This window comes from Streptomyces sp. GQFP, assembly GCF_021545335.1.
GTDB lineage: Bacteria > Actinomycetota > Actinomycetes > Streptomycetales > Streptomycetaceae > Streptomyces.
Map to the genome: position 1 here is coordinate 3,346,789 of NZ_CP089312.1, position 23,895 is coordinate 3,370,683.

Below are 23,895 nucleotides of genomic sequence, written 5' to 3' on the forward strand. Positions count from 1 at the left end.
CACCGCCCGTTTCAGCCACCCAGCGCCACCCGCAACCCCTCCGGATCAGTCGTCGGCGCATCACACGTGAAGTTCCGGCACACATACGCCGTCGGCGCACCCCCAACCAGCGGCCGCCCCGCCAACAACGGCAACTCGTCACTGTCCGCAACCCCCACAGCGACAACAGCCCCCGGAGCGGTAGCGAGAAGCGCCGTACGGTGCAGAGCGATTGTGGCCGGATCACCGAGGTCCGGCCCGACGACCGCAACCTCCCGAGGCCCGTCGAGCAACGCCTCGGCAACAGCAAGCCCCCACCCGATGAACCGAGGCACACGCGGCCCAAGCGCCTTCACCACCCCCAACGCCCGCTCGGCAGCGACCCGATGAGGCTCGGCCCCGGTCTGCGCGGCATACGCGAGCAACGCCCCCGCAGCAGCACTCCACCCGGAGGGCACCGCGTTGTCGGTCGGATCCTGAGGCCGCCGAATGAGCTGCTCGGCATCACTCGCCGTGTCGTACAAGGACCCTGACTCGGCATCGACGAACCGCACGAGCACATGGTCGAGCAGCAACCCGGCGAACTCCAGCCACACCCCCTCCCCCGTCACGGAGGCCAGCGCGAGGAACCCCTCGGCGACATCGGCGTAGTCCTCCAACACCCCGGCGTTCGCCCCGACTTGACCGTCCTTGCTGGTACGGGCGAGATGCGCCCGGTCGTCCAGATGAACCCGTACGAGAAGATCGGCGGCGGCCAGCGCGGCGTCGACAAGGTCGGGCCGCTCGAAGTACGCGCCGGTCTCGGCAAGCGCGGCGATGGCGAGCCCGTTCCAGGCGGCGACCACCTTGTCGTCCCGCCCGGGAGCAGGCCGCGCGGCACGGGCATCGAGCAACCGCACCCGAATGGAGTCGACCTTCTCGGCGTCGAACACACCCTCATGCTGCGGAAGTTGAAGAACAGAGGCCCCCTCCTCGAAGGTGCCGGCCTCCGTCACCCCGAAGTAGTGCGCGGCAAGCTCCGCGTCCTCGGCCCCGAGCACCTCGGCGAGCTGGGCCGGCGTCCAGACGTAGTAAGCACCCTCGACATGATTACCGCTCCCGTCATCACTGTCGGCGTCGAGCGCGGAAGCGAACCCCCCTTCATTGGTACGGAGTTCACGCACCATGAAGTCGGCGGTCTCCAGGGCGACGCGCCGGGCGAGCTCGGAGCCGGTGGCGCGCCAGAGGTGGGCATACACGCGACACAAAAGCGCATTATCATAGAGCATCTTCTCGAAGTGGGGCACAACCCACTCCCGGTCCACGGAGTACCGGGCGAACCCACCCCCGAGCTGGTCGTAGATCCCGCCCCGGGCCATGCGCTCACAGGTGTCCTGGGCCATCTGCAACGCCCCCTCGGCCCCCGTACGGGCCGCGTGCCGCAGCAGGAACTCCAGCACCATGGACGGCGGAAACTTCGGCGCCCCACCGAATCCGCCGCGCTGGGCGTCGTACTCCCGGGTGAGCCCGAGCAGCGCCCGCGCCTGCTCCTCCTCGCCGGGCGCCTCGGCGGCGCCGTACTCGATCTCCCGCCCGGCAAGGTCCCGCGTGATCTTCCCGGCGACCTCGGCGACCTCGTCCCGCCGGTCGGTCCAGGCGGCCCGGACCCCCTCCAGCACCTGCCGGAAGGAGGGCATGCCACTGCGGGGCGCGGGCGGGAAGTACGTACCGAAGTAGAAGGGCTCGGCCTCGGGCGTGAGGAACACGGTCATGGGCCAGCCGCCCTGCCCGGTCGCCGCCTGGACGGCCTCCATGTAGACGGCGTCAACGTCCGGCCGCTCCTCACGGTCGACCTTGACGCTGACGAAGTGCTCGTTGAGATAGTCGGCGGTGGCCTGGTCCTCGAAGGACTCGTGCGCCATCACATGACACCAGTGACAACTGCTGTACCCGACGCTGAGCAGCACCGGTTTGCCACTCCGCCGAGCCTCCTCGAACGCCTCGGCCGACCACGGCCACCAGTCGACGGGGTTGTCGGCGTGCTGGAGGAGGTAAGGGGACGTCTCATGGGCCAGTCGGTTCGGCATGGCCTCCATCCTGCCCCAGCAGAACGCGCCCCGCTTTTAGGGGCGCGGGGAACTGCGCGACCAGCCCCCACCGGCCCGCACCCGCCAAACAACAGACACCCGAACGACGAGTAGGCCCACCCCCGACGCCCCCTCGCCCGAATGCCCCCTACGCAGGACACTTGACCAAGCAGAAGCCGTCATTGCCAGAGGGGGACACACCATGCGGGACAGCCACCGGGCGGAAGCCGAGCGGCTGTTGGTCCGGGCCGTGGAGGAAGAGGTGCGCCGGTCCGGCGGACGTACCGACGGGGGCGTGCTGCTCACGCGGGCGCGCGGCGCGCTGGACGCCATGGCGCAGTCGTCCGCGGAGGAGTACGAGGCGTACACGCGGGCGCTCGACGAGGCGAAGGCCGGACAGCTCACGTTCGGGCAGCGCTACGCCCGCGAGGGAGCCGGAACTCCCTTGCTGGTGGCGGCTGTTGCCGCCCTGGCCGCAGGCGTCGCCGACCTCGCGCTCGGCACCGGCGCAGGCACCGCCGCCGGCACCGCGCTCACCGTCGGCGTCGTCGGCGCCGCAGCGACCGTCCTCAAGGTGACCGCCTCGCACCTCCCCGCCGCCCACCATCGCGCCGGTGCCGTGAGCCAGCCCGGCGGTCCCGAGCAGCTGCGGCTGACCTGGCTGACGGCGCTGGAGGTACGCGGTATCCGCCCGTTCCTCGACCAGCAGCGGGTGCTCAGCGCGTCCACCGGGCCGAAGAAGAAAGGGCCGCAGCTGCGCGGCACCGACAAGAGTGCGGCGGCCCGCAGCCGTAGCGTCCTCGAGCAGTCGTTCGCCCAACTCCCGGAGCCGGACGAGCCGTTCGCGGGCCGGCGCCAGGAGCTGGCCCGGATCCGGCAGTGGGTGCACGCGGCCCGGGCGAGTACGGAGACCCGGCCGACCCTGGTCGTCCTGCACGGCGCGTCCGGCAGTGGCCGCAGCGCGCTGGCGATCCACGCGGCGCACGATCTGCGGGACCAGTTCCGGGGCGCGTGCGTGGTGGATCTGCGCGGCGACAGCCAGGAGGAGCCGCCGCTGCCCACCCGCGACGCCCTCCTGCACCTGCTGAACCGGCTCGGCGCCTCCCGCGAGCAGCTGCTCTTCCGTGAGCGTTCGTCACCGGACCAGCAGGTCAGAAGGCTGGGCGAGCTGTACCACCAGCATCTCACCAGGGTCCCGGTGACCATCGTCCTGGACGACGCCCAGGACCCCGAGCAGGTCCGTACCCTCATCCCGGAGCGCTCCGACAGCCTTGTCATCGCCACCACCCGACAGCCCCTCGACCTCCCGGCCGACCTGCCCTTCTGGGTCCATCAGCTGCCCGTCGAGGCCCTGGACGCGGCGGGCAGCGACGAACTGCTGAGCGCGTCCGCGCAGACAGAATCCGGGCCGCCCGACGCCGAATCCGCCACCCGCATACGGGAGTTGTGCGGCGGGCTGCCGCTCGCGCTGCGCATCGCGGGCTCCGCGCTCGGCCCGCGCAGCGCGCGCCGACTGGCGGCGGACCTGGGCGCGTACGGGCCCGTGGAGCCGGTCGAGCGGGTGCTGTGGCTGCGCTACACCGACCAGTCGGACCAGGCTCGGCGGCTGCTGCGCAGGCTGGCGCTGGCCGGACGCGCCTCGCTCGGCACCGCCGCGGCCGCGTCCCTCCTCGGCACCGACCAGACGGAGGCGACCCGGCAGCTCGACGCACTCGCCCGCGCCGGTCTGATCGACCATGTCCGGGGCAGCCGTTACCGGCTGCACGACCTGGTCCGCGCCTTCGCGCAGGCCCGTCTCCTGGACGAGGAGCAGCCGGCCGAGCGCACGGCCGCGCAGGAACGTCTCATCGTGAACTACGGCGAACTGGCCGACTCGGTGCTGCGGCTGGTCGACGGCAACATGTCGACCCGCTCGGACCGCTTCAGCCCGCACGGCTTCACCTCCCTCGACGAGGCCCTGCGCTGGCTGGACGACGAGTCGAGCTTCATCACGGCGACCCTCCGGCACGCGGAGGGCGTCAACCAGGCCGCCGTACTCAATCTCCTCGGCGCCCTGTGCGACTACTGCCTGCTGCGCGGCGACCTCTACCGGCTCGGCGAGATCAGCGAGCTGGCGGAGTCCGTCGACGAGGGGCTGCTGGTCCGCTCGGTGCAGTGGCGTACGGGCATCGCCGCCCGGCAGCTGGGCGAGCTGGACAAGGCGCGCACGACCCTGACCTCGGTCGTCGAGCTGTACATGGAGGCCCATCACGACGCGGGCGCCGCCCGGGCCCTGTGCTCGCTCGGCATCACGCTGCACCACCAGGGCAACCTGGTCGAGGCGGCGGCCAAGCTCCAGGAGGCCCTGGATCTCCAGCAGGCCCCCGAACTGGCGACCGACCGCGCCTGGACGATGCACGCCCTCGCCGCCGTCCAACGCGACCGCTCCCGCCTCGCCGAGGCCTGGGACCTGCTGACCCGCTCCCTGGTCCTGCACCGCGAGGGCGAGTCGATCCACGGCGAGGCGTGGGCCCACTTCCAGCTCGGCCAACTGGGCCTGCGCATGGGCGACGTACCGCGCGCCGAGACCGAACTGCGCACCGCCCTCGATCTGTACGGCCGTACGCGCGACTCCCGTGGCGAGGCCTGGGCGCTGACCCAGCTGGCGCGGGCCCGGCTGGTCGCCGGGGACGCGTCGGCGGCGGTGGACGGGCTGCGGCAGGCGGCCTCGGTCCACCGGGACAACGAGGACGCGCGCGGCGAGGCCTGGTCGGTCTACTACCTGGGCCAGTCCCTGGAGGAGACCGGCAACCTGGATCTGGCCGTCCGCGAGCTGGAACGTTCCCGCACGATGTTCTCCCGCATCCGTGACGTCTACGGCCTCGCCTGCGCCCGCCACCACTCGGCCCGTGTCACCCGGGACCAGCGGGCGGTCCAGACGGGCTCGCTGCGCAACTCGGGCTTCGCCCGGCAGCTCCTGGTGGACGCCCGCGCCGACTTCCAGCGCATCGGGGTGGCCCACGGCGAGGCCTGGACCTGCCTGGAACTGGCGGTGGTCGACGCGGGCAACGCCCGCACCCAGCAGGCACTGGCCCTGTGCGACGAGGCGATCGCCCTGTTCACCTCGTACGGCGACCGACGCGGCGAGGACTGGGCCAGCTTCCTGCGCTGCACCCTGCTGCCGTACGCGGCCCCCGGCGGCGTCGAGATCGGCACAGCGGTCGCCCAGGAGGAACTGTCCCAGCTCATCCGCGCCCGCCACCCGTCCCGCGACGAGAAACTCGACGACTTCGCCGACGCCTACCAGCTTCTCCTGGAGCGCGGTGTGAGACTCGAATCGGGGTGGCAGGCTTGGCGGTTGGGGATGATCCCGGGGAGGCATGCCCGGGAGATCATGGGCGTGGCGGTGGCGGCGGCTTCCTGAAGGGTGCGGGATCCAGGGCCCGGCGGGCGGAGGGAGGGGCGCGGGTGAGCGAGTGGCTGCCGGGGACGGCGCGGGATGCCGAGGCACGGCACCTGGATGCCGAGATGCTGCGGCTGACGTCTGTCCTGGAGGAGCTGTCGGCCCCGGGCCGACGGCGCGTCCTCGTGCTCCACGGCCCGCCGGGCGCGGGGAAGTCGACGCTGGCACGCAGGCTGGCCACCGAGCTGGCGGCCTCACTCGACATTCCCCTCCACTGGCTCGCGCTGGGCTACCACGACGCCGAACCGGAGCAGTTGCTGCTACGGGTGCTCCAGCGGGCGGGGGAGGTTCCGCCCCGCGAACTGTCCGACGCGCTTCGGGGCGGGCATCATCGTCTGGCCCCTCTGGCCTACGCCGCCAGCCAGAACTGGCCCAAGGCCATACCGTCGCTGTTCGTGCTCGACGCCCTACCCGGAGAAAACCTCCTGAGGCTGACCGCCGAACTGCTCAGGCGCACGCGCCACATCCTGATCGTCACGGCCAGGACCAGCCATGTGGCGTGGGCCGAGGATCCGGACATCGTGCTCCATGAGGTGGCCACGCCCGACGGGTTCTCCCCACAGCGGTGGGTCGCGGAGCGCCACGCACAGTTGACGGAGTACGACACCGCCCTGCTCGACGCTCTCGTCTCGTGGCGGGGAACCGAACTCTCGCCGGACATGCCCTTGTACGGCGCGAGGAGCACCGCCTCGGACAGACGCCGCTCGATCGAGCGACTGCACGAACACCAACTGCTGCAACAGACCCGCCCCGGCTGGTACGAGCTGCGACCCACGGTACGAGAGGAGGTCGCCCGGTACAGCGTCCGCGACCGTCGTCGCATCTCGGAGCAGATGGACAGAAGGCTGGCCCGCTGCCTGGTCGACGAGCCCGGCGAACTGGGCGAGGCGGCCCGCGTCATCGGCCGCCTCCTCGGCTACCTGGACACCCACCGCACCGACCCGGCCGCCCCACCGGTGCTCGCCAACCGCGACGGCCAGTATCTGCACCTGGTCGGGCACTCCTTCGGTTGCCGGCTGCTGTGCGAGGCCGTCCAGTGGTCGGCGCGGGAGGAGCCGCTCACTCTGGGCTGGAGCACGCCGAGCCCGGCCGGCCGGCCGTTCACCGTCGACTCGATGCTGCTGCTGCAGATGGCGGCGCCCCGTGACGCCTTCGCGAACACGTTCACCGCACTCGCCGGAGCCCCGCTGCGCGGCCCTGTCGTGGCGACGTACTCGCAGCACGACCGGGCCACCGGGTTCTGGCATCTGCGCGCCGAGAAGCGGGCCGGCATCGGGTACGCGGGCATCGGCACCGCGCCCGCCCCGGTCTCCACGATCCGCATGCTGTCGCCGGACGAGCCGTATCCGCTGGCCGCCCTCGACCACCGCTTCGTCAGTGTCGACGCGAGCGATGTCTTCGTGCGCGGGCACGGCCCCGCGGGCGCCCACTCGGACCACCTGCGGCCGGAGTCCGCCCATCTGCTGCTGTCCCTGGCCGACCACTGCCGGTGAGAGGGAGGCACAGCGCGGGCGGGCTCCGCGGGTCGCGTCAGCCCTGCCGGGCCTTGGGTTCGGCCGGGGTCTTCTCGGAGTCGACGTCGCCCTTCGGGTCCTCGGCCTCCTTGAACTCGATCCTGCCCATCTGCTTGTTCATGGACTTCATCAGGCCCCACACCGCGAGGGCCATCACCGCGAACACGATGAAGCCGAGGACACCGGGGGTCACCTTGTCCTCGTCGACCTCTGCCGCGAGCGGGACGAGATGCGTCATTGCCAGGCTTGCGCTTGCGCTCATGTCAGGCATTGTCGCGGATGCCCGCAAACAGGTCGTCCTCGGGGAGGGAAGTGTCCACGAGCGACTTCGCCAGCTCGTACTCCTCCGTCGGCCAGACCTCCCGCTGGATCTCCAGCGGCACCCGGAACCAGCCCCCGTCGGGGTCGATCTGGGTGGCGTGCGCGAGCAGTGCCTTGTCGCGGATCTCGTAGAACTCCCCGCACGGAACATGCGTGGTCAGCGTGCGCTCGGCGCGCTCGAACTCCGACCACCGCTTCAGCCAGTCCCCGTACGGCGACTCCATCCCGCGCTCCAGGAGCGCGTTGTGCAGCGCCTCGGTGCGCGGCCGGTTGAAGCCCTGGTTGTAGTACAGCTTCTGCGGCTGGTACGCCGGGCCGTACTCCGACTCCGGGTAGGTCTCGGTGTCCGCCGCGCCCTCGAAGGCCACCATTGAGATCTTGTGGGTCATGATGTGGTCGGGGTGCGGGTACCCGCCGTTCTCGTCGTACGTCGTGATCACCTGCGGACGGAACGAGCGGATCTGCTTGACCAGCTCCCCGGCCGCCTTGTCCACGTCCTCCAGGGCGAAGCAGCCCTCGGGGAGCGGGGGCAGCGGGTCGCCCTCGGGCAGACCGGAGTCGACGAAGCCGAGCCACTCCTGCTTGATGCCGAGGATCTCGCGGGCCTCGTCCATCTCCTTCTTGCGTACCTCGTGGATGTGCTCCTCGATGTACTTGTCGCCCTGCAGCTTCGGGTTGAGGATGGAGCCGCGCTCCCCGCCCGTGCAGGTCACGACGAGCACGTCCACCCCCTCGGACACGTACTTCGCCATGGTCGCCGCACCCTTGCTCGACTCGTCGTCGGGGTGCGCGTGCACGGCCATCAGTCGCAGCTGGTCAGTCAAGACTCAATCCTCGTAGGTCGGCGCCCGGTGTGAGCGGGTGCAGTGGGCGGCTTCTATAGTGACCGAACCGAGCGGCCAATAATTCCGGGGCCCGGCTTTCCAGGGGCCTCGCGGAGGGGACGATCATGAGTACGGCGACCACGCGACCGCCCGAGGGACGGTACGGCCGCTCCACGGACGAGCGCGCCGATCACAGGCTCAGGGTCGCCGCCGCGGTACTCGGAACCGTCCTGCTCGTCGTGCTCGGCTGGTTCGGTTACCACTATGTCGTCGGCAACAAGATCAGCGCCGAGATCATCACCTTCAAGACGTACAGCACGTCGGTGAAGGTTCACCTGGAGGTCCGCAAGGACTCGGGCGCGAACGGCTACTGCACGGTCCGCTCCCAGGCCGAGAACGGCGCCGAGGTCGGCCGCGCCGACTTCCGCTTCGACGGCGACGCCACCCGGATCGACCAGGTCGTCACCCTCCGTACGACGTCCCAGGGCACCACAGCCGAGCTGCTCGGCTGTCACGCCGACTGAGGACGCCCCCAGAACTTGGCCCAGGGCTTGGACCAGGGCCGTCATCGGGGTCACTCTCATCACATAAGCACTGACCTGCGTCGATGTTTTTCTGATGGCTTATGTCCTCCCCCTGCCGCCGCTGAATTGTTAGGCTCGTGGTTTCGCCCATCCGAGAAGGAACATTCTTCTGGGTAGGGCGATGCTTTGTATTCCCAGTACCTACGAGGAGCACCTGTGACCCAGACCAGCGAGAACGTCACCTGGCTGACCCAGGAGGCGTACAACAAGCTCAAGGACGAGCTTGAGCACCTTACTGGTCCTGCGCGCACGGAGATCGCCGCCAAGATCGCCGCTGCGCGTGAGGAGGGCGACCTGCGCGAGAACGGCGGGTACCACGCGGCCAAGGAGGAGCAGGGCAAGCAGGAGCTCCGTGTGCGCCAGCTGACCCAGCTCCTGGAGAACGCGAAGGTCGGCGAGGCTCCGGCGGCGAACGGCGCGGTCGCGCCCGGCATGGTCGTGACCATCGCCTTCGACGGCGACGAGGACGACACGCTGACCTTCCTGCTCGCCTCCCGCGAGTACGCCAGCGCCGACATCGAGACCTACTCCCCGCAGTCCCCCCTGGGCCGCGGTGTGAGCGACAAGAAGGTCGGCTCGGACGCCCAGTACGAACTGCCGAACGGCAAGCTCGCCTCCGTGAAGATCCTGAAGGCCGTGCCCTACCAGAGCTGACCTCTCAAGTCCCTGGCGAGCCCCCGGCGTCCCAAGACGCCGGGGGCGCCGTCATGCCGTGTCCGAGCGGTACTTGCGGACCGCCAGGGTCCTGAATATGAGGATGATCAGAACCGAGTAGATGGCCGAGGCCCACACCGGGTGCTGCATGGGCCAGGCGTCCGACGGCGAGACACCGGGGTTGCCGAACAGTACGCGGCAGGCCTGCACGGTGGCGCTGAAGGGGTTCCAGTCGGCGACGTGCTGCAGCCAGGGGGTCAGGTTGCTGGAGTCCACGAACGCGTTGGACACGAAGGTGACCGGGAAGAGCCAGATCAGCCCGCCGGACGTCGCCGCCTCGGGGGTACGCACGGACAGGCCGATCAGGGCACCGATCCAGGTGAACGCGTATCCCGCCAGGAGCAGCAGCCCGAAGGCGCCGAGCACCTCACCGAGGCTGGTGTGCGTGCGCCAGCCGACCAGCAGCGCGACCACCGCCAGCACGAGCAGGGTGAGCGCTGTCTGGACGAGGTCAGCGAGCGTCCGTCCGGTCAGCACCGCGCCGCGTGCCATGGGCAGGGAGCGGAAACGGTCGATGAGGCCCTTGTGCATGTCGTCGGCGATGCCCGCGCCGGCACCCGCTGTGGCGAAGGTGACGGTCTGCGCGAAGATGCCGGCCATCAGGAACTCGCGGTAGGTGCTGGAGTCCGTCGAACCGCCGATGTTCATGGAGCCGCCGAAGACGTAGGCGAACAGCACCACGAACATGATTGGTTGAATCAACCCGAATATGATCATTTCGGGAATCCTTGACATCCGCAACAGGTTCCGTTTGGCGACGACCAGCGAGTCGCGGATCAGCTGGCTGAAGGGGTTCGTGGGCACCGCTGCGGGCAGCGCGTCGGTGACGGCACTCACTTGGCGGTCTCCTTTCCGTTCTCCTCGTCCTTGGCCTCGGCCAGGTGGCCCGTCAGGGAGAGGAAGACGTCGTCGAGGGTGGGGCGGCGCAGGCCGATGTCGTCGATCTCGATGCCGCGGGTGTCCAGTTCCCGGATGACCTCGGCGAGGAGCTTGGCGCCGCCGGTGACGGGCACGGTGAGCTTGCGCATGTGCTCCTCGACGGTGACCTCGCCCTGGCCCTTGCCGAAGGCGTTGAGCACCTCGGACGCGGTCGCTATGTGTTCGCGCTCGTGCACGACGACCTCGACGCGCTCGCCGCCGGTGCGGGCCTTGAGCTGGTCGGAGGTGCCGCGGGCGATGACCTTGCCGTGGTCGACCACCGCGATGTCGTGCGCGAGATGGTCGGCCTCCTCCAGATACTGGGTGGTCAGCAGCAGTGTCGTCCCGCCGGAGACCAACTGCTTGATGACCCCCCACAGTTGCTGGCGGTTGCGCGGGTCGAGTCCGGTCGTCGGCTCGTCCATGAACATCACCGGCGGTGAGACGACCAGGGCCGCCGCGAGGTCGAGCCGGCGGCGCATGCCTCCGGAGTAGGTCTTCGCGGGGCGGTCTGCGGCGTCCGTGAGATGGAACTGCTCCAGCAGTTCGACCGCGCGGGCCTTCGCCGCCTTCGCCCTCATCTGGTACAGCTGGCCGACCATCTGGAGGTTCTCGCGGCCGGTCAGATACTCGTCGACCGCCGCGAACTGGCCGGAGAGGCCGATCGAGCGGCGGACGGCGTCGGGGTGCTTCAGGACGTCGATGCCCGCGACGACCGCCGAGCCGCGGTCGGGCCGCAGCAGGGTCGTCAGACAGCGGACCGTGGTGGTCTTGCCCGCTCCGTTCGGCCCGAGCAGGCCGAGGACCGTGCCCTCCGGGACGTCCAGATCGACGCCGTCCAGAGCCTTTACATCGCCGAAGGTCTTCACCAGGCCTTCGGCATAGATGGCGCCTGGCATATCTGTTCTCCACGTCGTTGGGGATTACCGCAAGAAGCCTAGATTTTTCTCGTTTGCCCCGCCCGGCAAGCAGGAGGAGCATGTGCGGGCAGAGCCTTCGCGTGACACACACCATAACGCGATGTATCGCGTCTCTCAATGCATTTTTCCCGGCTCCACTCGTCCGAGTGAGATCACCCCTCTGACCTCAGTCGATGACGGTGTAACCCGCCTCGCGCAGCGCCAGTCCGACCTCGGCGCAGTGCTCCGGGCCCTTCGTCTCCAGGTGCAGTTCGACCTCCGCCTCCGTGAGCCCCAGCCGCGGATCGGTCCGGACATGGCTCACGTCGAGGACATTAGCGTCGACCACTGACAACACCCCGAGAAGCGTCGCGAGGGCACCCGGCCGGTCCGTCAGCCGCAGCCGAACCGCCAGGTAGCGGCCCTGCGCCGCCATGCCGTGGCGCAGGATGCGCTCCAGCAGCACCGGGTCGACGTTGCCGCCGGACAGCACCGCGACGACCGGTCCCTCGAAGGCCCCCGGCTCGCTCAGCAGCGCCGCGACCGGGCTCGCCCCCGCCGGTTCCACGACGAGCTTGGCGCGCTCCAGGCAGAGCAGCAGCGCGGCCGACAGCTCGTCCTCGCTGACCGTGCGGACCTCGTCCACCAGCTCGCCGATGATCCCGAACGGCACCGCGCCGGGCCGCCCGACCTTGATCCCGTCGGCCATCGTGGCCGGGTTCGCGACCGACACCGGCCGCCCGGCCGCCAGCGAGGGCGGATACGCGGCGGCGCCCGCCGCCTGCACGCCCACGATCCGTACGTCGGGCCGCACCGACTTCACGGCGACCGCGATCCCGGCGGCCAGACCGCCGCCGCCGATCCCGACCACGATCGTGCGTACCTCGGGGCACTGTTCCAGGATCTCCAGGCCCACCGTGCCCTGCCCGGCGATGATGTCGGCGTGGTCGAAGGGGTGGATGAACACCGCGCCCGTCCGCTCCGCGTACTCCTGGGCGGCGGCCAGCGTCTCGTCGACGACCTGTCCGTGCAGCCTCACCTCGGCGCCGTACTCACGGGTGGCGCTGATCTTCGGCAGCGGGGCGCCGTGCGGCATGAACACCGTGGCACGCACTCCGAGCAGCGCCGATGCCAGCGCGACCCCCTGCGCGTGGTTGCCCGCACTGGCCGCGACGACACCGGCGGCCCGCTCCTCGGGCAACAGTCCGGCGATACGGACGTACGCGCCGCGCAGTTTGAAGGATCCGGTCCGCTGGAGGTTCTCGCACTTGAGGTGCACCGGCGCGCCGACCAGTTGGGTCAGATGCCTGCTGCCCTCCATGGCGGTCATCCGCGCCACGCCCTGGAGCATCTTCTGGGCACCGCGTACGTCGTCGAGAGTGACAGGCTTGAGGGAGTGCAAGGAGTCAGCCGTGCTGTAGCTCATGACTCAAGTCTCGCAGTTCACAGGCGCGAACTCGCGGTGTGACCAAGCTCCGAGACCGGTTTCCTCAGCGTCGGTACGGCCCGCCTTCCGGCCGCGTACCCTGTCCCCCAACCCAGCACCCCCTTTCATGAAGTGAGCCCCCGGCCATGCCCACAACACCTGAAATGTCGATGGACATGACGACCGTCGGTGACACCGGTCTCCTCGACACGTTGCAGCACGAGGTCGCGGTGTTCGCGCGCCGTGCCGAACAGACCCGGCTCGGGGGAGTCGGGCAGGTGCGCAACTCGATGGACCGCGCCGCGTATCTGCTGCTCAACCGCCTCGACAAGGAAGGCCCGATGGGCGTCAAGGCGCTCGCCGCGAGCATGGGCATCGACTCGTCCACGGTCACCCGGCAGGTGGCGCCGCTCGTCGACACGGGCCTCGTCAAGCGCACCTCGCACCCCGAGGACGGGCGCGCGGTGGTCCTGCAGCTGTCCCCGCGCGGGCTGTCGCGGCTGGAGGAAGTACGGTCGTCGAGGCGTCAGTTGATGGCGGAGCTGACGCAGGAGTGGTCTCCGCAGGAGCGCGAGGCGTTCTGCACGCTCCTCACGCGCTTCAACACCGCGCTCTCGGCCCGTCAGGCCGCCCAGGGCATCTCGGTGGGGGAACCGGAGTCCACCTCCTGACCACCGCGTGCTTCCCGGCTCTTGACCGGCGGGCGGCATCTGGCCTCAGATGAGACCGGGTCCTTGTCGTACGGCGGGAGGCGCGGTGCGAGAACGGCAGGTGTCCCAGGGTGCCGGCCGGGCCAGGGACTTCGAGGCGTTCGTCGCGGGAGCGGCGGGCCGGCTGCTGCACGCCGCCACGCTGCTCACGGCGGAGGCGCCGCACGACAACCCGCGCGCGCGGCGCCTGCTGACGTACGCCCTGGCCCACACGTACGCGTGCTGGGACCGGATGCGCGGGGAGGACCCGTACGACAGGGCCCGTCAGTATCTGGCCGTGCGCTTCGCGCGCGGGGCGTGGCACCAGTACGGCGGTCTCGGCCGGGCCCGCGCGCATCCCGGCGGCGCCCTGGCCGTGCTCACCCCGCAGCAGCGGCTGATCATGGTCCTGCGGCTGTACGAGGGGGTCGGCGAGGAGCAGACGGCGGCGCTGCTCGGCCTGCCCACGGAACGCGTCCACGCGATCTGCGACCGCGCGACGGCGACGCTGCTGCATCCGCCGCGGAGCCCGGCGCCCACGGTGGCCGGGCGCAAGGTGGTGCCGTCGTGAGCCGCCGGGACCGGGAGGCCGCCGCAAGGCGGCTCATGGAGGGCACGCCGCCTCCGGTGCCGCCCGACCTGTACGTGGAGGCCGTACGGCGCGGCAGCCGCATGCTGCGGCGCAGGCGGGCGGTACGGCGGCTGATGTGGCTGCTGCTGGCCGTCGCGGTGGTCGTCTTCGCCGTGTGGGCGGCGACGGTCCAGCCCTGGGTGGAGCCGCCGTCGGAGACGACTCCGCCCCTGACAGGCTGGTGAGGCGGGGGCAGGTCAGCCCAGGGCCTGCTGGAGGTCCTCCAGGAGGTCGTCGACGTTCTCGATGCCCACGGAGAGGCGTACGAGGTCGCCCGGCACCTCCAGGGCCGACCCGGCGACGGACGCGTGCGTCATGCGTCCCGGGTGCTCGATCAGGGACTCCACGCCGCCGAGGGACTCGCCGAGGGTGAACACCTGGGCGCGGTTGCAGACCTCGACGGCCGCCTCCTCGCCGCCCTGCACCTGGAACGACACCATGCCGCCGAACGACCGCATCTGCTTGGCGGCGACCTCGTGACCGGGGTGCTCCGGGAGCCCCGGGTACAGAACGCGCGTCACGCGCGCGTGCCGGGTGAGCATGTCGGCGACCTTGGTGGCGTTCTCGCTGTGCCGGTCCATCCGGACGGAGAGCGTCTTGGCGCCGCGCAGCACCAGCCAGGAGTCGAAGGGCCCGGCGACCGCGCCCATGGCGTTCTGGTGGTACGCGAGTTCCTCACCGAGTTCGGCGTCGGCAGTGATCAGCGCGCCGCCGACGACGTCCGAGTGGCCGCCCATGTACTTGGTCAGCGAGTGCACGACGACGTCCGCGCCGAGCGCCAGCGGCTGCTGGAGGTAGGGCGTGGCGAAGGTGTTGTCGACGACGAGCCGGGCGCCGGACTCGCGGGCGATCTGGGCGACGGCGGCGATGTCGGTGATGCCGAGGAGCGGGTTGGAGGGCGTCTCCACCCAGACGACCTTGGTCTTCGGGGTGAGCGCGGCCCGTACCGCGGAGGGGTCGCTGGTGTCGGCGACCGACCACTCCACGCCCCACCGGGCGACGACCTTCGCGAAGAGCCGGAACGTGCCGCCGTACGCGTCGTTGGGGATGACCACGTGGTCGCCGGGGCTGAGCAGCGTACGCAACAGGCAGTCCTCGGCCGCCAGTCCGGACGCGAACGCGAGACCACGGCGACCGCCCTCCAGGGCCGCGAGGTTCTCTTCGAGGGCGGTACGGGTCGGATTGGCGCTGCGGCTGTACTCGTAACCGCCGCGCAGCCCGCCGACGCCGTCCTGCTTGTAGGTCGAGACCTGGTAGATCGGCGGGACGACCGCGCCGGTGAGGGGATCCGCGGTGTTGCCCGCGTGGATCGCGAGGGTCTCGAAGTGCTGACTGATGTGCCTGTCGCTCATGTGGACCGAGCGTAGCCCGCCCACGGGATCGGTGACGGCCGACGGCCGCCCGGGGCCGGTGCGGGGGACCGGGTTGGCCAATTGTCAGACCCGTCTGGTTCGCTTGTGGCATGGAGATTCTCTGGGTCCTGATGGCGCTGGTCATGCTCGGCTTCGTGGTGTTGCCGTTCGTGCGGCGCAGCCGTGCCGGTATTCAGCAGGTCTCGCCCGGTGACCCGGACGCGGCGGACCCGGCGAACTACGGGTTCGTCCGGCAGGAGGCGCTGGACATCCGGATGCCCGGCCCCGACCAGGATCTGCTCGATGTCCTCGACGTCGTGCAGCGTTCGCAGGACTACAGAGCGGCGTCGCAGCTGCTCGTCGGCACCGAGAAGGACGGCGAGCGGCGCTGGCAGCGCGTGCAGGCCTTCGCGGGCGCCGCGTCGCTGGAGCTGCGGCAGCGCCCCGGCGGGGTGAGCGAGTCGCCGGGCGGGCAGTGGCTGCGGGTGTGGCGGACGGAGGCGCCCAAGGACGCGGGCGGCGCGGCCGTGCACGCGGAGTTCCTGGTGCAGCAGGCGTGGCGGACGTCGACGCCCGGCACGGACGAGTTCCGGATCATCATGGAGGAGGCGAGGTCGGCGTGCGGCGAGGCGGCGCTCCTCTCCCCCGGTGACCCGGTCCCGTACATCGTCGAGCTGTCGGTGGCACGCGGACTGGCGTACTCCCAGCCGGAGTTCGAGCAGCTCTGGCTGAAGATCCTCGACCGCGCCCCGGACCACATGGGGGCGCATCTCGCGGCCCTCCACTACTGGTGCGAGAAGTGGCACGGCTCGCGCGAGCTGGCGATGTCGTTCGCGGAGGCTGCGGCGGCCCGGGCCCCGCAGGGCTCGCTGCTGGCGGCGATGCCCCTGTTCGCGGTCTTCGAGCATCTGCCCGAGGTGAACCTGGTCAGCGGCTTCTACCAGAGCGAGGTAGTGACGAAGGCGGTCCACGGCGCGCTGTTCGCGGTGCACGCGGCCCGCCCGGACGACCCGATGCTGGCCCACGTACGCCATCTGCTGATCTTCTTCCTGGTGCGCTCCGAGCGCTGGGCGGAGGCCATGAACCAGCTGGTGCACGTCGACGGCCACGTGGGCGCCCTCCCGTGGACCCTCACCGCCGACCCTGCGGCCGAGTTCGCGATCTATCGCGCGCTGGCGGTGGCGGGGTACGAGGCGAACGGGGGGAGCCCGGCGACGCTGCTGCGGTGAGGTGAGAGGTGGGGGTGGGGGTAGGGGTGGGGTGAGACAGGGGCCTGGGGGCCGCCCATATACGCCCACGCGGGACATGAGCGTCCGGCGGCATGGCCATGTCTTGCCTGCCAGCGTGCCCGTACGCGATACTCCGCTTTCCCCCACCCGCCGGTCATGACCCCACCGCTCGGCCGCGCACCCTTTCCACCGTCCCCGTTCCCCGTGGAGGGATCCCGGCCCGATGGGCTCGACCCTGCGCGCGCTGCGCGCTCTCGTACTGCTCGCCGGCTTCTATCTGCTCGGCGTGCTCCTGCTGGCGGTGCTCGCCGGCACCGACTACCTGCTCTTCGCGCACACCCCGGCGGCCGTCGCGACGAAGCTGGCCGTCGTCTCCGTACTGCTGGCGATTCCGCTGGTCCGCGGGCTGCTGATGCTCCGTACGCCGAAGGGCGAGGAGCCTTCGGGTCTGCCGGTCACGGAGGCCGACGAGCCCGAACTCTGGCGTACCGTGCGGGAGTTGGCCGACCAGGTCGGCACCCGCGCCCCGTCCCGCATCGTCCTGATGGGCGACACCAACGCCGCCGTCAGCGAGGACGCCCGGCTGCTCGGCCTGTTCCCCGGGCCGCGCCGGCTCTATCTCGGCGTACCCCTCATGCAGGGCCTGACCGAGGCCCAGTTGCGTGCGGTCCTCGCCCATGAACTCGGCCACTACGCCGGCTCCGACACCCGCCTCGCCGCCCTCACCCTGCGCGGACGCACCCAACTCCTGCGCACCATAAGGAACTTCGAGGAGCGGGCGGGCAGCACGGAGGCCCGGGAGCGCGCCCGGCAGGAGCGGAGGAACGCCAAGGCCGAGGCGAAGGGCAAGGAGGCGCAGGAGGTCGACACGGGCCGCGCGGGCGTCACGTACCGCGCGATGGCCCGGATCTACACCGCGTACGCCAAGCTGTACCTGCGCGCCACGCTCGCCGACTCCCGCCGCCAGGAGTACGCCGCCGACGCCTCGGCCGCCCGGATCGCCGGCCGCGACGCCACCGCGTCCGCACTGCGCGAAATCCCGGTCCTGGAGGGCGCGTTCGGGTTCTACGTCCGCTGCTACGCCACCCTGGGCAGCGAAGCCCGGCTGCTGCCGCCGCCCGGTGAGGTGTTCGGCGGCTTCGGCCGGATGCTCTCCGCCCGGCAGCTCGAACTGGCGGGCCTGCGCAGCGAGTTGCCGACGGAGCCGATATCCCCGTACGACTCCCACCCGCCGATCGCCGACCGCGTACGCCGTATCGAGCTGCTCCCCGCCGACGGGCGTGCGGACGAGGCCCACGGCGCGGCGATCGCGCTCCTGGCCGACGAGGAGCGGGCGTACGCGGCGCTGGAGGAGGCGGTACTGACGGACGAGGTACGGCAGTTCAGGCGTACCGCCGACTGGCAGGAACTCCTCGACGGCGCGATGGCGGGGAACCTGGCCGCGCTGAACACCCCGTTGCACCGGGCGTTGGCCCTGTACACGAAGGCCAGTCCGACTCTTCCGGCCCTCCTCACCCTCATCGACGACGGCCAGCTGTGGCAACTGGCGCGCAGACTGCCCCTGTCGGACGAGGCGGTCGCGGCGAAGGGGCGGGCGTTCCGTGAGTTCGTACGCCCGACGCTGCACAACTCGCTGCACAGCATGGTGATGGCGGAGTTCAGCGCGCGGTCGCGGATGCGCTGGGAGTTCTCCTGGGAGCAGTCGGCGAAGGCGCGTCTGCTCCCGGCGCCGGGCAGCGCCCCCGACGACGACGCCTCCGAACTCGACGCCTCGATCGGCGCCGCCGTGGACAGGGCCCTGGCCGACCACCCGGACACCGCTCCGCTGCGCGCCCTGCTTCCCCCCGCTCCCCGCTCCTCCCGAGAAACGGACGCTCCCCGATGACCGTACTGCTGTGGATCCTGGGCATCCTGGCCGTGCCCACCCTGATCTTCGCGCTGTGGCTGGGCGGGGTGTTCGTCAAGGAGTTCTTCACGCAGATGTCGGGGACCGGTGGCGACGATGACGGTGACGGCGGTGCGGCGGCCGCCGAGCAGCTCGGGCTGCTGCCCGCCGAGCGGCAGAGCACGAAGTCCGCGGGACCGCTGCCGGCCGGCTGGGAGGCGGCGCTCGACACGGTGCGCGGCGGTGACAGGGACGCCTGGAAGACGGCCGCCGAGCTGCTGCGCGGTATCGGCCGGGACTGGAAACACCGTTCCATGGCCACGACTCTGCTGGCGGAGATCGCGGCCGAGGACGACGGCTGGCTGCTGGCCTGGGAAGCCGACGGGCCCGGCGGTCCCGATGATCCGGACACCGCTCTGGTCCGCGCCCGGAGCACGGTGAGCCTCGCCTGGAACGTCCGGGGCGGCAATCGGGCCACCCACACGACGGGCGAACAGTTCGCGGGCTTCCACCGGCTGCTGCAGCGCTCCCGCGAGGAGATCGCCAGGGCCGCGGCGCTCAACCCCGAGGACCCGACCCCGTACGTCACGGAGATCTGGACCGCGCTCGGGCTCGGATACCCGCACTCCGAGATGGACAAGCTGTGGTCGGAACTCACCGCGCGCGACCCGTACCACTACGAGGCGCACTTCGCGGCGCTGCAGTACTGGTGCAAGAAGTGGCGCGGCTCGGAGCAGCTGGCGATGGAGTTCGCGGAACGCGCGGCGGCTACCGCGCCCTTGGGCAGCCTGCTGACGGCGCTCCCCCTGATCGCCCACTTCGAGCACGACGAGTCGGACGACAGTGCCACCGACCGCACCCCGGAGATGATCGCCCGTGTGAACGCCGGCCTCGCCGACGCCGCCGCGGCCGACCCGACCCACCCGCGCCTCCCGGAACTGCGCCACCTGCTGGCGTACTACCTCGCCCTCCAGGACCGCGACGAGGCGGCGGTCGAGCAGTTCAGGCTGGTGGACGGGTATGTGAACGCGCTGCCGTGGCGGTATCGCGGCACGAAGATGGCGGCGCGGTACTGCCGGATACGGAACCTGGCGGCGCTGGCGGTGACGTCGGCGACGGAGGGGCAGTCCGCGGAGGCCGGGGCGAGCTGAGCCGACGGGCCGAAGAGAGGTCTGCTCGGGCCTGACCGGCCACACGGAGGCGGTCCGCGTGGTCTTCGACCCCCGGCAGATCTCGTACGAACGTCTGCTCCAGCTCTCCTGGGAGTCCCACACCCCGGCCCAGGGCTTCCGCCAGGGCAACGACGGCGGCACCCAGTACCGCTCCGCCGTGGCCGGCGCGGACGGCTGAGACTCTCCACCGCCCGCGTGCGGTCCGGTCGTCAGCCCGCCGTGCGGCTCGGCAGGCGCCAGCCGGGGCGCGGGAAGTGGCAGGTGTAGCCGTTCGGGTAACGCTGCAGATAGTCCTGGTGCTCGGGCTCGGCCTCCCAGAAGGGGCCGACCGGCTCCACCTCGGTGACGACCTTGCCCGGCCACAGTCCGGAGGCGTCCACATCCGCGATCGTGTCCTCGGCGATCCGCTTCTGCTCGTCGTCCACGTAGTAGATGGCGGAGCGGTAGCTGAGCCCGATGTCGTTGCCCTGGCGGTTCTTGGTGCTGGGGTCGTGGATCTGGAAGAAGAACTCCAGGATCGCGCGGAAGTCGGTGGCCTCGGGGTCGAAAAGGATCTCGATGGCCTCCGCGTGCGTGCCGTGGTTCCGGTACGTCGCGTTCGGCACGTCCCCGCCGGTGTATCCCACCCGGGTCGCCGTCACGCCCGGAAGCCGGCGGATCAGCTCCTCCATCCCCCAGAAGCATCCACCAGCCAGCACGGCCCTCTGCGTCTGCGCAGCCATTGCGGCCCTCCACTCTCTGTCGGCTCGATCACTCTCGGGCTGCTCGGCTCGCACACCACCGGCAATCCCTGCCCACCCTCCTCAACGCACGAGGCCGCCGGGCGATTCCGACGCCCGGAGGGTACGTGAAATCCCCGGCGCCTGATGGCACCGGGGACCTTCGCGTTACGTCACTTCCGGCCCTGGGACCGAGGGAGTCGACGGCCCATGACTACTTGGCGGGCTTGTAGAACGTGTACGTCGCCGAGTACGGGACGCTGACCTGGTCCGTGCCGGTGCAGGCCGTGGTCGGGGCCACGCCGCCCCGGGTGTTGAGGCGCTGGATGTAGGAGACGTCCGCGAAGACGCCGGTGCCGCGGGTGGCGGTGGACTGGAGGAGGAGCTCCGGGATGGTGCCCGTCTTGGGGGAGTTGGCGATGGCGGCGGCGTTGACCGCACTGCCGTCGATGGTGGAGACCCAGACCGGGCCGCGGGAGTGCAGGGCGACCGTGCGGCGGGAGTGGTCGTTCTTGGCCCAGAGGGTGGCGGCCGGCTCCAGCAGCTTCCAGGCGCCGTCCGTGCAGGTGTAGGTCTGGACGCCTTCGGCGGAGAAGACGCCGGTCAGTCTGTTGCCGTCCGGGACCTTCAGTGCGGCGGGAGCGTCGACGACGGGGCGGACCGTCTGCACGGGAGCGGCCTGGCCGACCGTCGCGCCCAGGAGCGTGGCGGCGGATGCGGCGGCGAGAGCCGTGGTGGTGAGGATGATTCGCTTGGCGAGTTTCATCGGGTTTGTCTCCAGAACGTTTCTGAACTCTGAGCTGTGCGCTGTGAGTTGGGGCGCGGTGAGCGGTGATGTGCCATCAGACCCGCGCTGTGCCGTGGGGATCAACCACGAGAACGTGAACGAGTCGTGGGCATCACGTCCCCCGTGGTGATCATCACGGCTCATGCGTACGGAGTATCGCCGGACGGGTTCCGGACCGGCCAGGGACTGCAGGGCACGCGCACGGTCACGTCACCGTGGACTTCGGGGCGTTCGACGTGCCGTCAGGGCAGTTGCCGTGGTGGAAAAACGGCTCGGGCGGCGCTCGCGCGGTGAGCGCGGGCGCCGCCCGGAGCGACGTGAACGGCGAGGAAAGCGAAAGGACTTGAGTTCATTTGGAGTGAATGAGAAGGAAGCCCCTTCATGGCCTCGCCGTCGGCAACGCTAGCACTCAGGCCGGGATCAGGTCGCGCAGGTTTTCGAGGGTGATGATCCGGGAGTCCGGGTGCAGTCCCTCGGGGCGTTCGAGGCCGACGTACGTCACGGGCTCGGCCGGGACCGGTTCGCCCGACCGGCCGTCCCACAGGTCGACGACCGTGCTGTCGGCGGACATCAGGTCGATCAGGTACCCGACCGTCAGCTGCTCGCGCTCCACGACGGCGCGCACCACCTTCGACACCGACACCTGGTTCTCCTCGACCCGGTTGGCGTCCGAGATGCCCTTCAGATACAGGTGCAGCCACTTCGCACGCCACCGGCCGTCGTCCTCACGCCGGAACACCAGCGGCAACGCGACCCGGCCCACCCCACGCAGCTCCGACTTCGTCCGTACTGTGCGCGGCTCGAACGGCCGGCCCTTCTGGTCGTCGTCGCGCAGCATGAAGCCGAAGAACGACTCCTCGGCCTCCTCGAAGCTTTCGCCTGCGTAGATGTTGACCTGCGGAACGATGAACGTGCTGCGTACGCGGTCCAGGGACAGGTCGATGAACTCCGAGGCCCCGTCGGGTGCTTCGGTGATGTCGCCCGAGTGCCGGCCCCCGACCGCCGTGAGGGATGTGTAGGAGAGCCAGGTGTCGGTGCTGTAGTCGGGGTGGAGGAGGAGCGCCGACAGGTCGTAGTCGGTCCGCCGTTCCTTCTCCTTCCAGTACACGAAGAAGCGCAGCCGTTCGCCGTCGACCGCGGAGACGGAACCCCGGGGCAGCACACCGAGGCCTGCCGCGGTCGCCCTGCCGCTGAGCGGAAGCGCCACGTCGAGGACGTCCGGGTCGACGAGGAGCCGGCCCGGTGCCGGGAGCCGGCGGCGCAGTTCGGCGTCGAGGGCGGCGATCAGACGGTCGCGGTCGGCGGCCGGTACGGTCGGGCGGTGGTCGGGGGTCACCCAGGCGCGGGCCCGGCGGTTGACGAAGATGCGGGGCGCGCCGGTCTCCCGCTCCCGGTTGTGGAAGTGCTCGCGCACCGAGAGCACGACCCGTCCGGCGACCTCGGGAGCGACCCGTACCGCCGCGGCCACCACCGCGTCCCGCTCCGTCTGGTCGGCGGCGATGCGCAGCAGCAGGTCCAGGGCGCGGAACAGCCTGCCGGGAGCGGACTCCAGCAGCTTCACCGCGCCGAGCACGTCGAACTCGTCGAGCAGCTTGTCCACCCGGCTGTCGAAGGACCGCGCCTCCTTCTCGCCCCGCGCGACGGCGAACACGTCGGCGGCGTGCGGCCAGCGCGGGTACTCGTGCGGGTGGAGCCGCTCGCCGAGCCGCTTGAAGGGCTCGCGGTACGCGTGTACGTCGGCCAGCTTCGCCGGGTTCGCGGCGATCACGGCGTCGAGGCCCGCGAGCAGCGCCCGCCGCACCGGCCGCGACAGCGACCGGAACGGGGTCGGCTCCTGGAGGGTCACGTCACCGCCCGACAGCGCGCAGGCGAGCCGCAGTACGTCGGTGACGGTGTCGAGGAGCAGGTCCGCACCGGCGCCGACGCGGGCCTCGTTCACGACCGCGCGGATCTCCCGTACCGGGATCGCCTCCGGCTGCGGCCCGAGCGCGCACCGCTCGGCGAGGGCCTTGAGGTCGCGCAGGTCGTCCTCGCCCAACGGGGTCGTGCTGCCCGCCAACGCCAGGTACAGGTCGGTGAGTTCGGCATCGAGGTCCCGGCCGAGGTGCAGCACGGTGACCCGGTCGCCCGCCGAGGCGATCAGCTCGTCCTGCGCCGCGAGCATCTCCTCGTACGTGTGCTGGTAGCGCCCGTACGTGGGGAGGCTGAGCAGATCCAGCACGCCGTGCGCGAGCTGCGTGAGCACGCCCTGCCGCGACTTCTCGTCGCCGAGGGCCTGCGCCACGCACCGCGTCCAGAACTCCTCGGTGTCCGGCACGTTCGCCGGGAAGTCGATGAAGTACGTGTTGTGCCGGACGTGGTCGCCGACCATCTCGCTCACGGTACGCAGCGTCCGCCTGGCGGTGTGCAGGACCGCGGCCTCGGACAGCCCCGACAGCCGCTCCAGCAACTCCGCCGAGAGCTTGAAGCCCACGGAGGCCAGCGCCACGTCGAACTGCCGCGCGGCGGCGGCCCCTTGACCGGCGGAAGCCCCGAGGGAGCCCTTGGGGGAGGCAACGCGGTGGGTGTGCCGGATGACCAGCGATTCGAAACTGTGCGCCATTCCGGGATGGTCGCAGAGAGGGGCGAACCGGCGCATCGGAGTTTTTTCGCCCGCGGGCGGCCCCTGAAAGCTCAAGTGTTGCTCTGAAGGGGCAGGGGACAGGGTTGTGCGCACTCGCGCCGGGCGACACTGCGGGCAGAGA

20 protein-coding genes and 1 pseudogene are annotated in these 23,895 nt (G+C 70.8%); 11 read left to right on the forward strand and 10 right to left on the reverse strand.

The window, feature by feature from the left end; all coding sequences use genetic code 11:
• Positions 1–11: 11 nt before the first annotated feature.
• On the reverse strand, positions 12–2,045 hold the full coding sequence (locus tag LUX31_RS14600) for a thioredoxin domain-containing protein (RefSeq protein WP_235475223.1): 2,034 nt from the start codon (positions 2,043–2,045) through the stop codon (positions 12–14).
• Between the two features lie 202 nt (positions 2,046–2,247).
• Between LUX31_RS14600 and LUX31_RS14605 the strand changes: the two genes are divergently transcribed.
• Both LUX31_RS14605 and LUX31_RS14610 read left to right on the forward strand, forming a co-directional pair.
• The gene (locus LUX31_RS14605) at positions 2,248–5,448 is read left to right on the forward strand and encodes a tetratricopeptide repeat protein (protein ID WP_235475224.1); all 3,201 of its coding nucleotides are present in this window, start codon (positions 2,248–2,250) and stop codon (positions 5,446–5,448) included.
• Positions 5,449–5,492: 44 nt separating this feature from the next.
• Entirely contained in the window at positions 5,493–6,980 is a 1,488-nt protein-coding gene (locus LUX31_RS14610; RefSeq protein WP_235475225.1) for an AAA family ATPase, read from the forward strand.
• A gap of 37 nt (positions 6,981–7,017) precedes the next feature.
• Here the strand turns inward: LUX31_RS14610 and LUX31_RS14615 are convergent, their stop codons facing one another.
• Entirely contained in the window at positions 7,018–7,272 is a 255-nt protein-coding gene (locus tag LUX31_RS14615; protein WP_235475226.1) for a hypothetical protein, read from the reverse strand.
• Positions 7,265–8,125, reverse strand: coding sequence for a mycothiol conjugate amidase Mca (gene mca / locus LUX31_RS14620; protein WP_235479918.1), 861 nt, complete (start codon positions 8,123–8,125; stop codon positions 7,265–7,267). The genes LUX31_RS14615 and mca overlap by 8 nt, the downstream gene beginning before the upstream one ends.
• Before the next feature lie 146 nt (positions 8,126–8,271).
• Here mca and LUX31_RS14625 point away from each other — a divergent pair, with 146 nt between their 5' ends.
• Together LUX31_RS14625 and greA are read left to right on the forward strand one after the other, a co-directional pair.
• Positions 8,272–8,670 (forward strand): DUF4307 domain-containing protein, encoded by a 399-nt coding sequence (locus tag LUX31_RS14625; RefSeq protein WP_235475227.1) that lies wholly within the window; start codon positions 8,272–8,274, stop codon positions 8,668–8,670.
• A gap of 216 nt (positions 8,671–8,886) precedes the next feature.
• Entirely contained in the window at positions 8,887–9,384 is a 498-nt protein-coding gene (gene greA, locus LUX31_RS14630; protein ID WP_235475228.1) for a transcription elongation factor GreA, read from the forward strand.
• Between the two features lie 51 nt (positions 9,385–9,435).
• On the opposite strand, the gene LUX31_RS14635 is transcribed toward greA, so the two are convergent.
• The 3 genes from LUX31_RS14635 to ilvA all read right to left on the reverse strand — a co-directional run bounded on the left by LUX31_RS14635 (position 9,436) and on the right by ilvA (position 12,687).
• Positions 9,436–10,281, reverse strand: coding sequence for an ABC transporter permease (locus tag LUX31_RS14635; RefSeq protein ID WP_235475229.1), 846 nt, complete (start codon positions 10,279–10,281; stop codon positions 9,436–9,438).
• Positions 10,278–11,261 carry an ATP-binding cassette domain-containing protein gene (locus LUX31_RS14640; RefSeq protein WP_235475230.1) on the reverse strand — a complete coding sequence of 328 codons (984 nt, stop codon included), beginning with the start codon at positions 11,259–11,261 and terminating at the stop codon, positions 10,278–10,280. Before LUX31_RS14640 ends, LUX31_RS14635 begins: the two co-directional genes overlap by 4 nt.
• 187 nt (positions 11,262–11,448) lie before the next feature.
• Complete coding sequence (gene ilvA / locus LUX31_RS14645) at positions 11,449–12,687, reverse strand: threonine ammonia-lyase (RefSeq protein WP_235475231.1); 1,239 nt, start codon at positions 12,685–12,687, stop codon at positions 11,449–11,451.
• A gap of 164 nt (positions 12,688–12,851) precedes the next feature.
• Here ilvA and LUX31_RS14650 point away from each other — a divergent pair, with 164 nt between their 5' ends.
• From LUX31_RS14650 to LUX31_RS14660, 3 genes are all read left to right on the forward strand, one after another.
• On the forward strand, positions 12,852–13,358 hold the full coding sequence (locus LUX31_RS14650; protein WP_235479919.1) for a MarR family winged helix-turn-helix transcriptional regulator: 507 nt from the start codon (positions 12,852–12,854) through the stop codon (positions 13,356–13,358).
• Between the two features lie 85 nt (positions 13,359–13,443).
• On the forward strand, positions 13,444–13,947 hold the full coding sequence (locus tag LUX31_RS14655; RefSeq protein WP_235475232.1) for a sigma factor-like helix-turn-helix DNA-binding protein: 504 nt from the start codon (positions 13,444–13,446) through the stop codon (positions 13,945–13,947).
• On the forward strand, positions 13,944–14,192 hold the full coding sequence (locus tag LUX31_RS14660; protein WP_235475233.1) for a hypothetical protein: 249 nt from the start codon (positions 13,944–13,946) through the stop codon (positions 14,190–14,192). The genes LUX31_RS14655 and LUX31_RS14660 overlap by 4 nt, the downstream gene beginning before the upstream one ends.
• Positions 14,193–14,204: 12 nt before the next feature.
• Here the strand turns inward: LUX31_RS14660 and LUX31_RS14665 are convergent, their stop codons facing one another.
• Entirely contained in the window at positions 14,205–15,359 is a 1,155-nt protein-coding gene (locus LUX31_RS14665; protein ID WP_235475234.1) for a cystathionine gamma-synthase, read from the reverse strand.
• A 110-nt stretch (positions 15,360–15,469) separates the two neighbouring features.
• Here LUX31_RS14665 and LUX31_RS14670 point away from each other — a divergent pair, with 110 nt between their 5' ends.
• From LUX31_RS14670 to LUX31_RS14685, 4 genes and pseudogenes are all read left to right on the forward strand, one after another.
• Positions 15,470–16,588, forward strand: a complete 1,119-nt coding sequence (locus tag LUX31_RS14670; protein ID WP_235475235.1) for a hypothetical protein — start codon at positions 15,470–15,472, stop codon at positions 16,586–16,588.
• A 223-nt stretch (positions 16,589–16,811) separates the two neighbouring features.
• Positions 16,812–18,473 carry a M48 family metalloprotease gene (locus tag LUX31_RS14675; protein WP_235475236.1) on the forward strand — a complete coding sequence of 554 codons (1,662 nt, stop codon included), beginning with the start codon at positions 16,812–16,814 and terminating at the stop codon, positions 18,471–18,473.
• The gene (locus tag LUX31_RS14680; RefSeq protein WP_235475237.1) at positions 18,470–19,624 is read left to right on the forward strand and encodes a hypothetical protein; all 1,155 of its coding nucleotides are present in this window, start codon (positions 18,470–18,472) and stop codon (positions 19,622–19,624) included. Before LUX31_RS14675 ends, LUX31_RS14680 begins: the two co-directional genes overlap by 4 nt.
• A gap of 16 nt (positions 19,625–19,640) precedes the next feature.
• A pseudogene (locus LUX31_RS14685) lies at positions 19,641–19,805 on the forward strand (peptide-methionine (S)-S-oxide reductase); the annotation flags it as partial.
• A gap of 49 nt (positions 19,806–19,854) precedes the next feature.
• Here the strand turns inward: LUX31_RS14685 and msrA are convergent.
• The 3 genes from msrA to LUX31_RS14700 form a co-directional block, all read right to left on the reverse strand.
• Positions 19,855–20,367 carry a peptide-methionine (S)-S-oxide reductase MsrA gene (msrA, locus tag LUX31_RS14690; protein ID WP_235475238.1) on the reverse strand — a complete coding sequence of 171 codons (513 nt, stop codon included), beginning with the start codon at positions 20,365–20,367 and terminating at the stop codon, positions 19,855–19,857.
• Between the two features lie 211 nt (positions 20,368–20,578).
• Complete coding sequence (locus tag LUX31_RS14695) at positions 20,579–21,130, reverse strand: DUF3455 domain-containing protein (protein WP_235475239.1); 552 nt, start codon at positions 21,128–21,130, stop codon at positions 20,579–20,581.
• 430 nt (positions 21,131–21,560) lie between these two features.
• Entirely contained in the window at positions 21,561–23,753 is a 2,193-nt protein-coding gene (locus tag LUX31_RS14700; protein ID WP_235475240.1) for a hypothetical protein, read from the reverse strand.
• Positions 23,754–23,895: the final 142 nt, after the last annotated feature.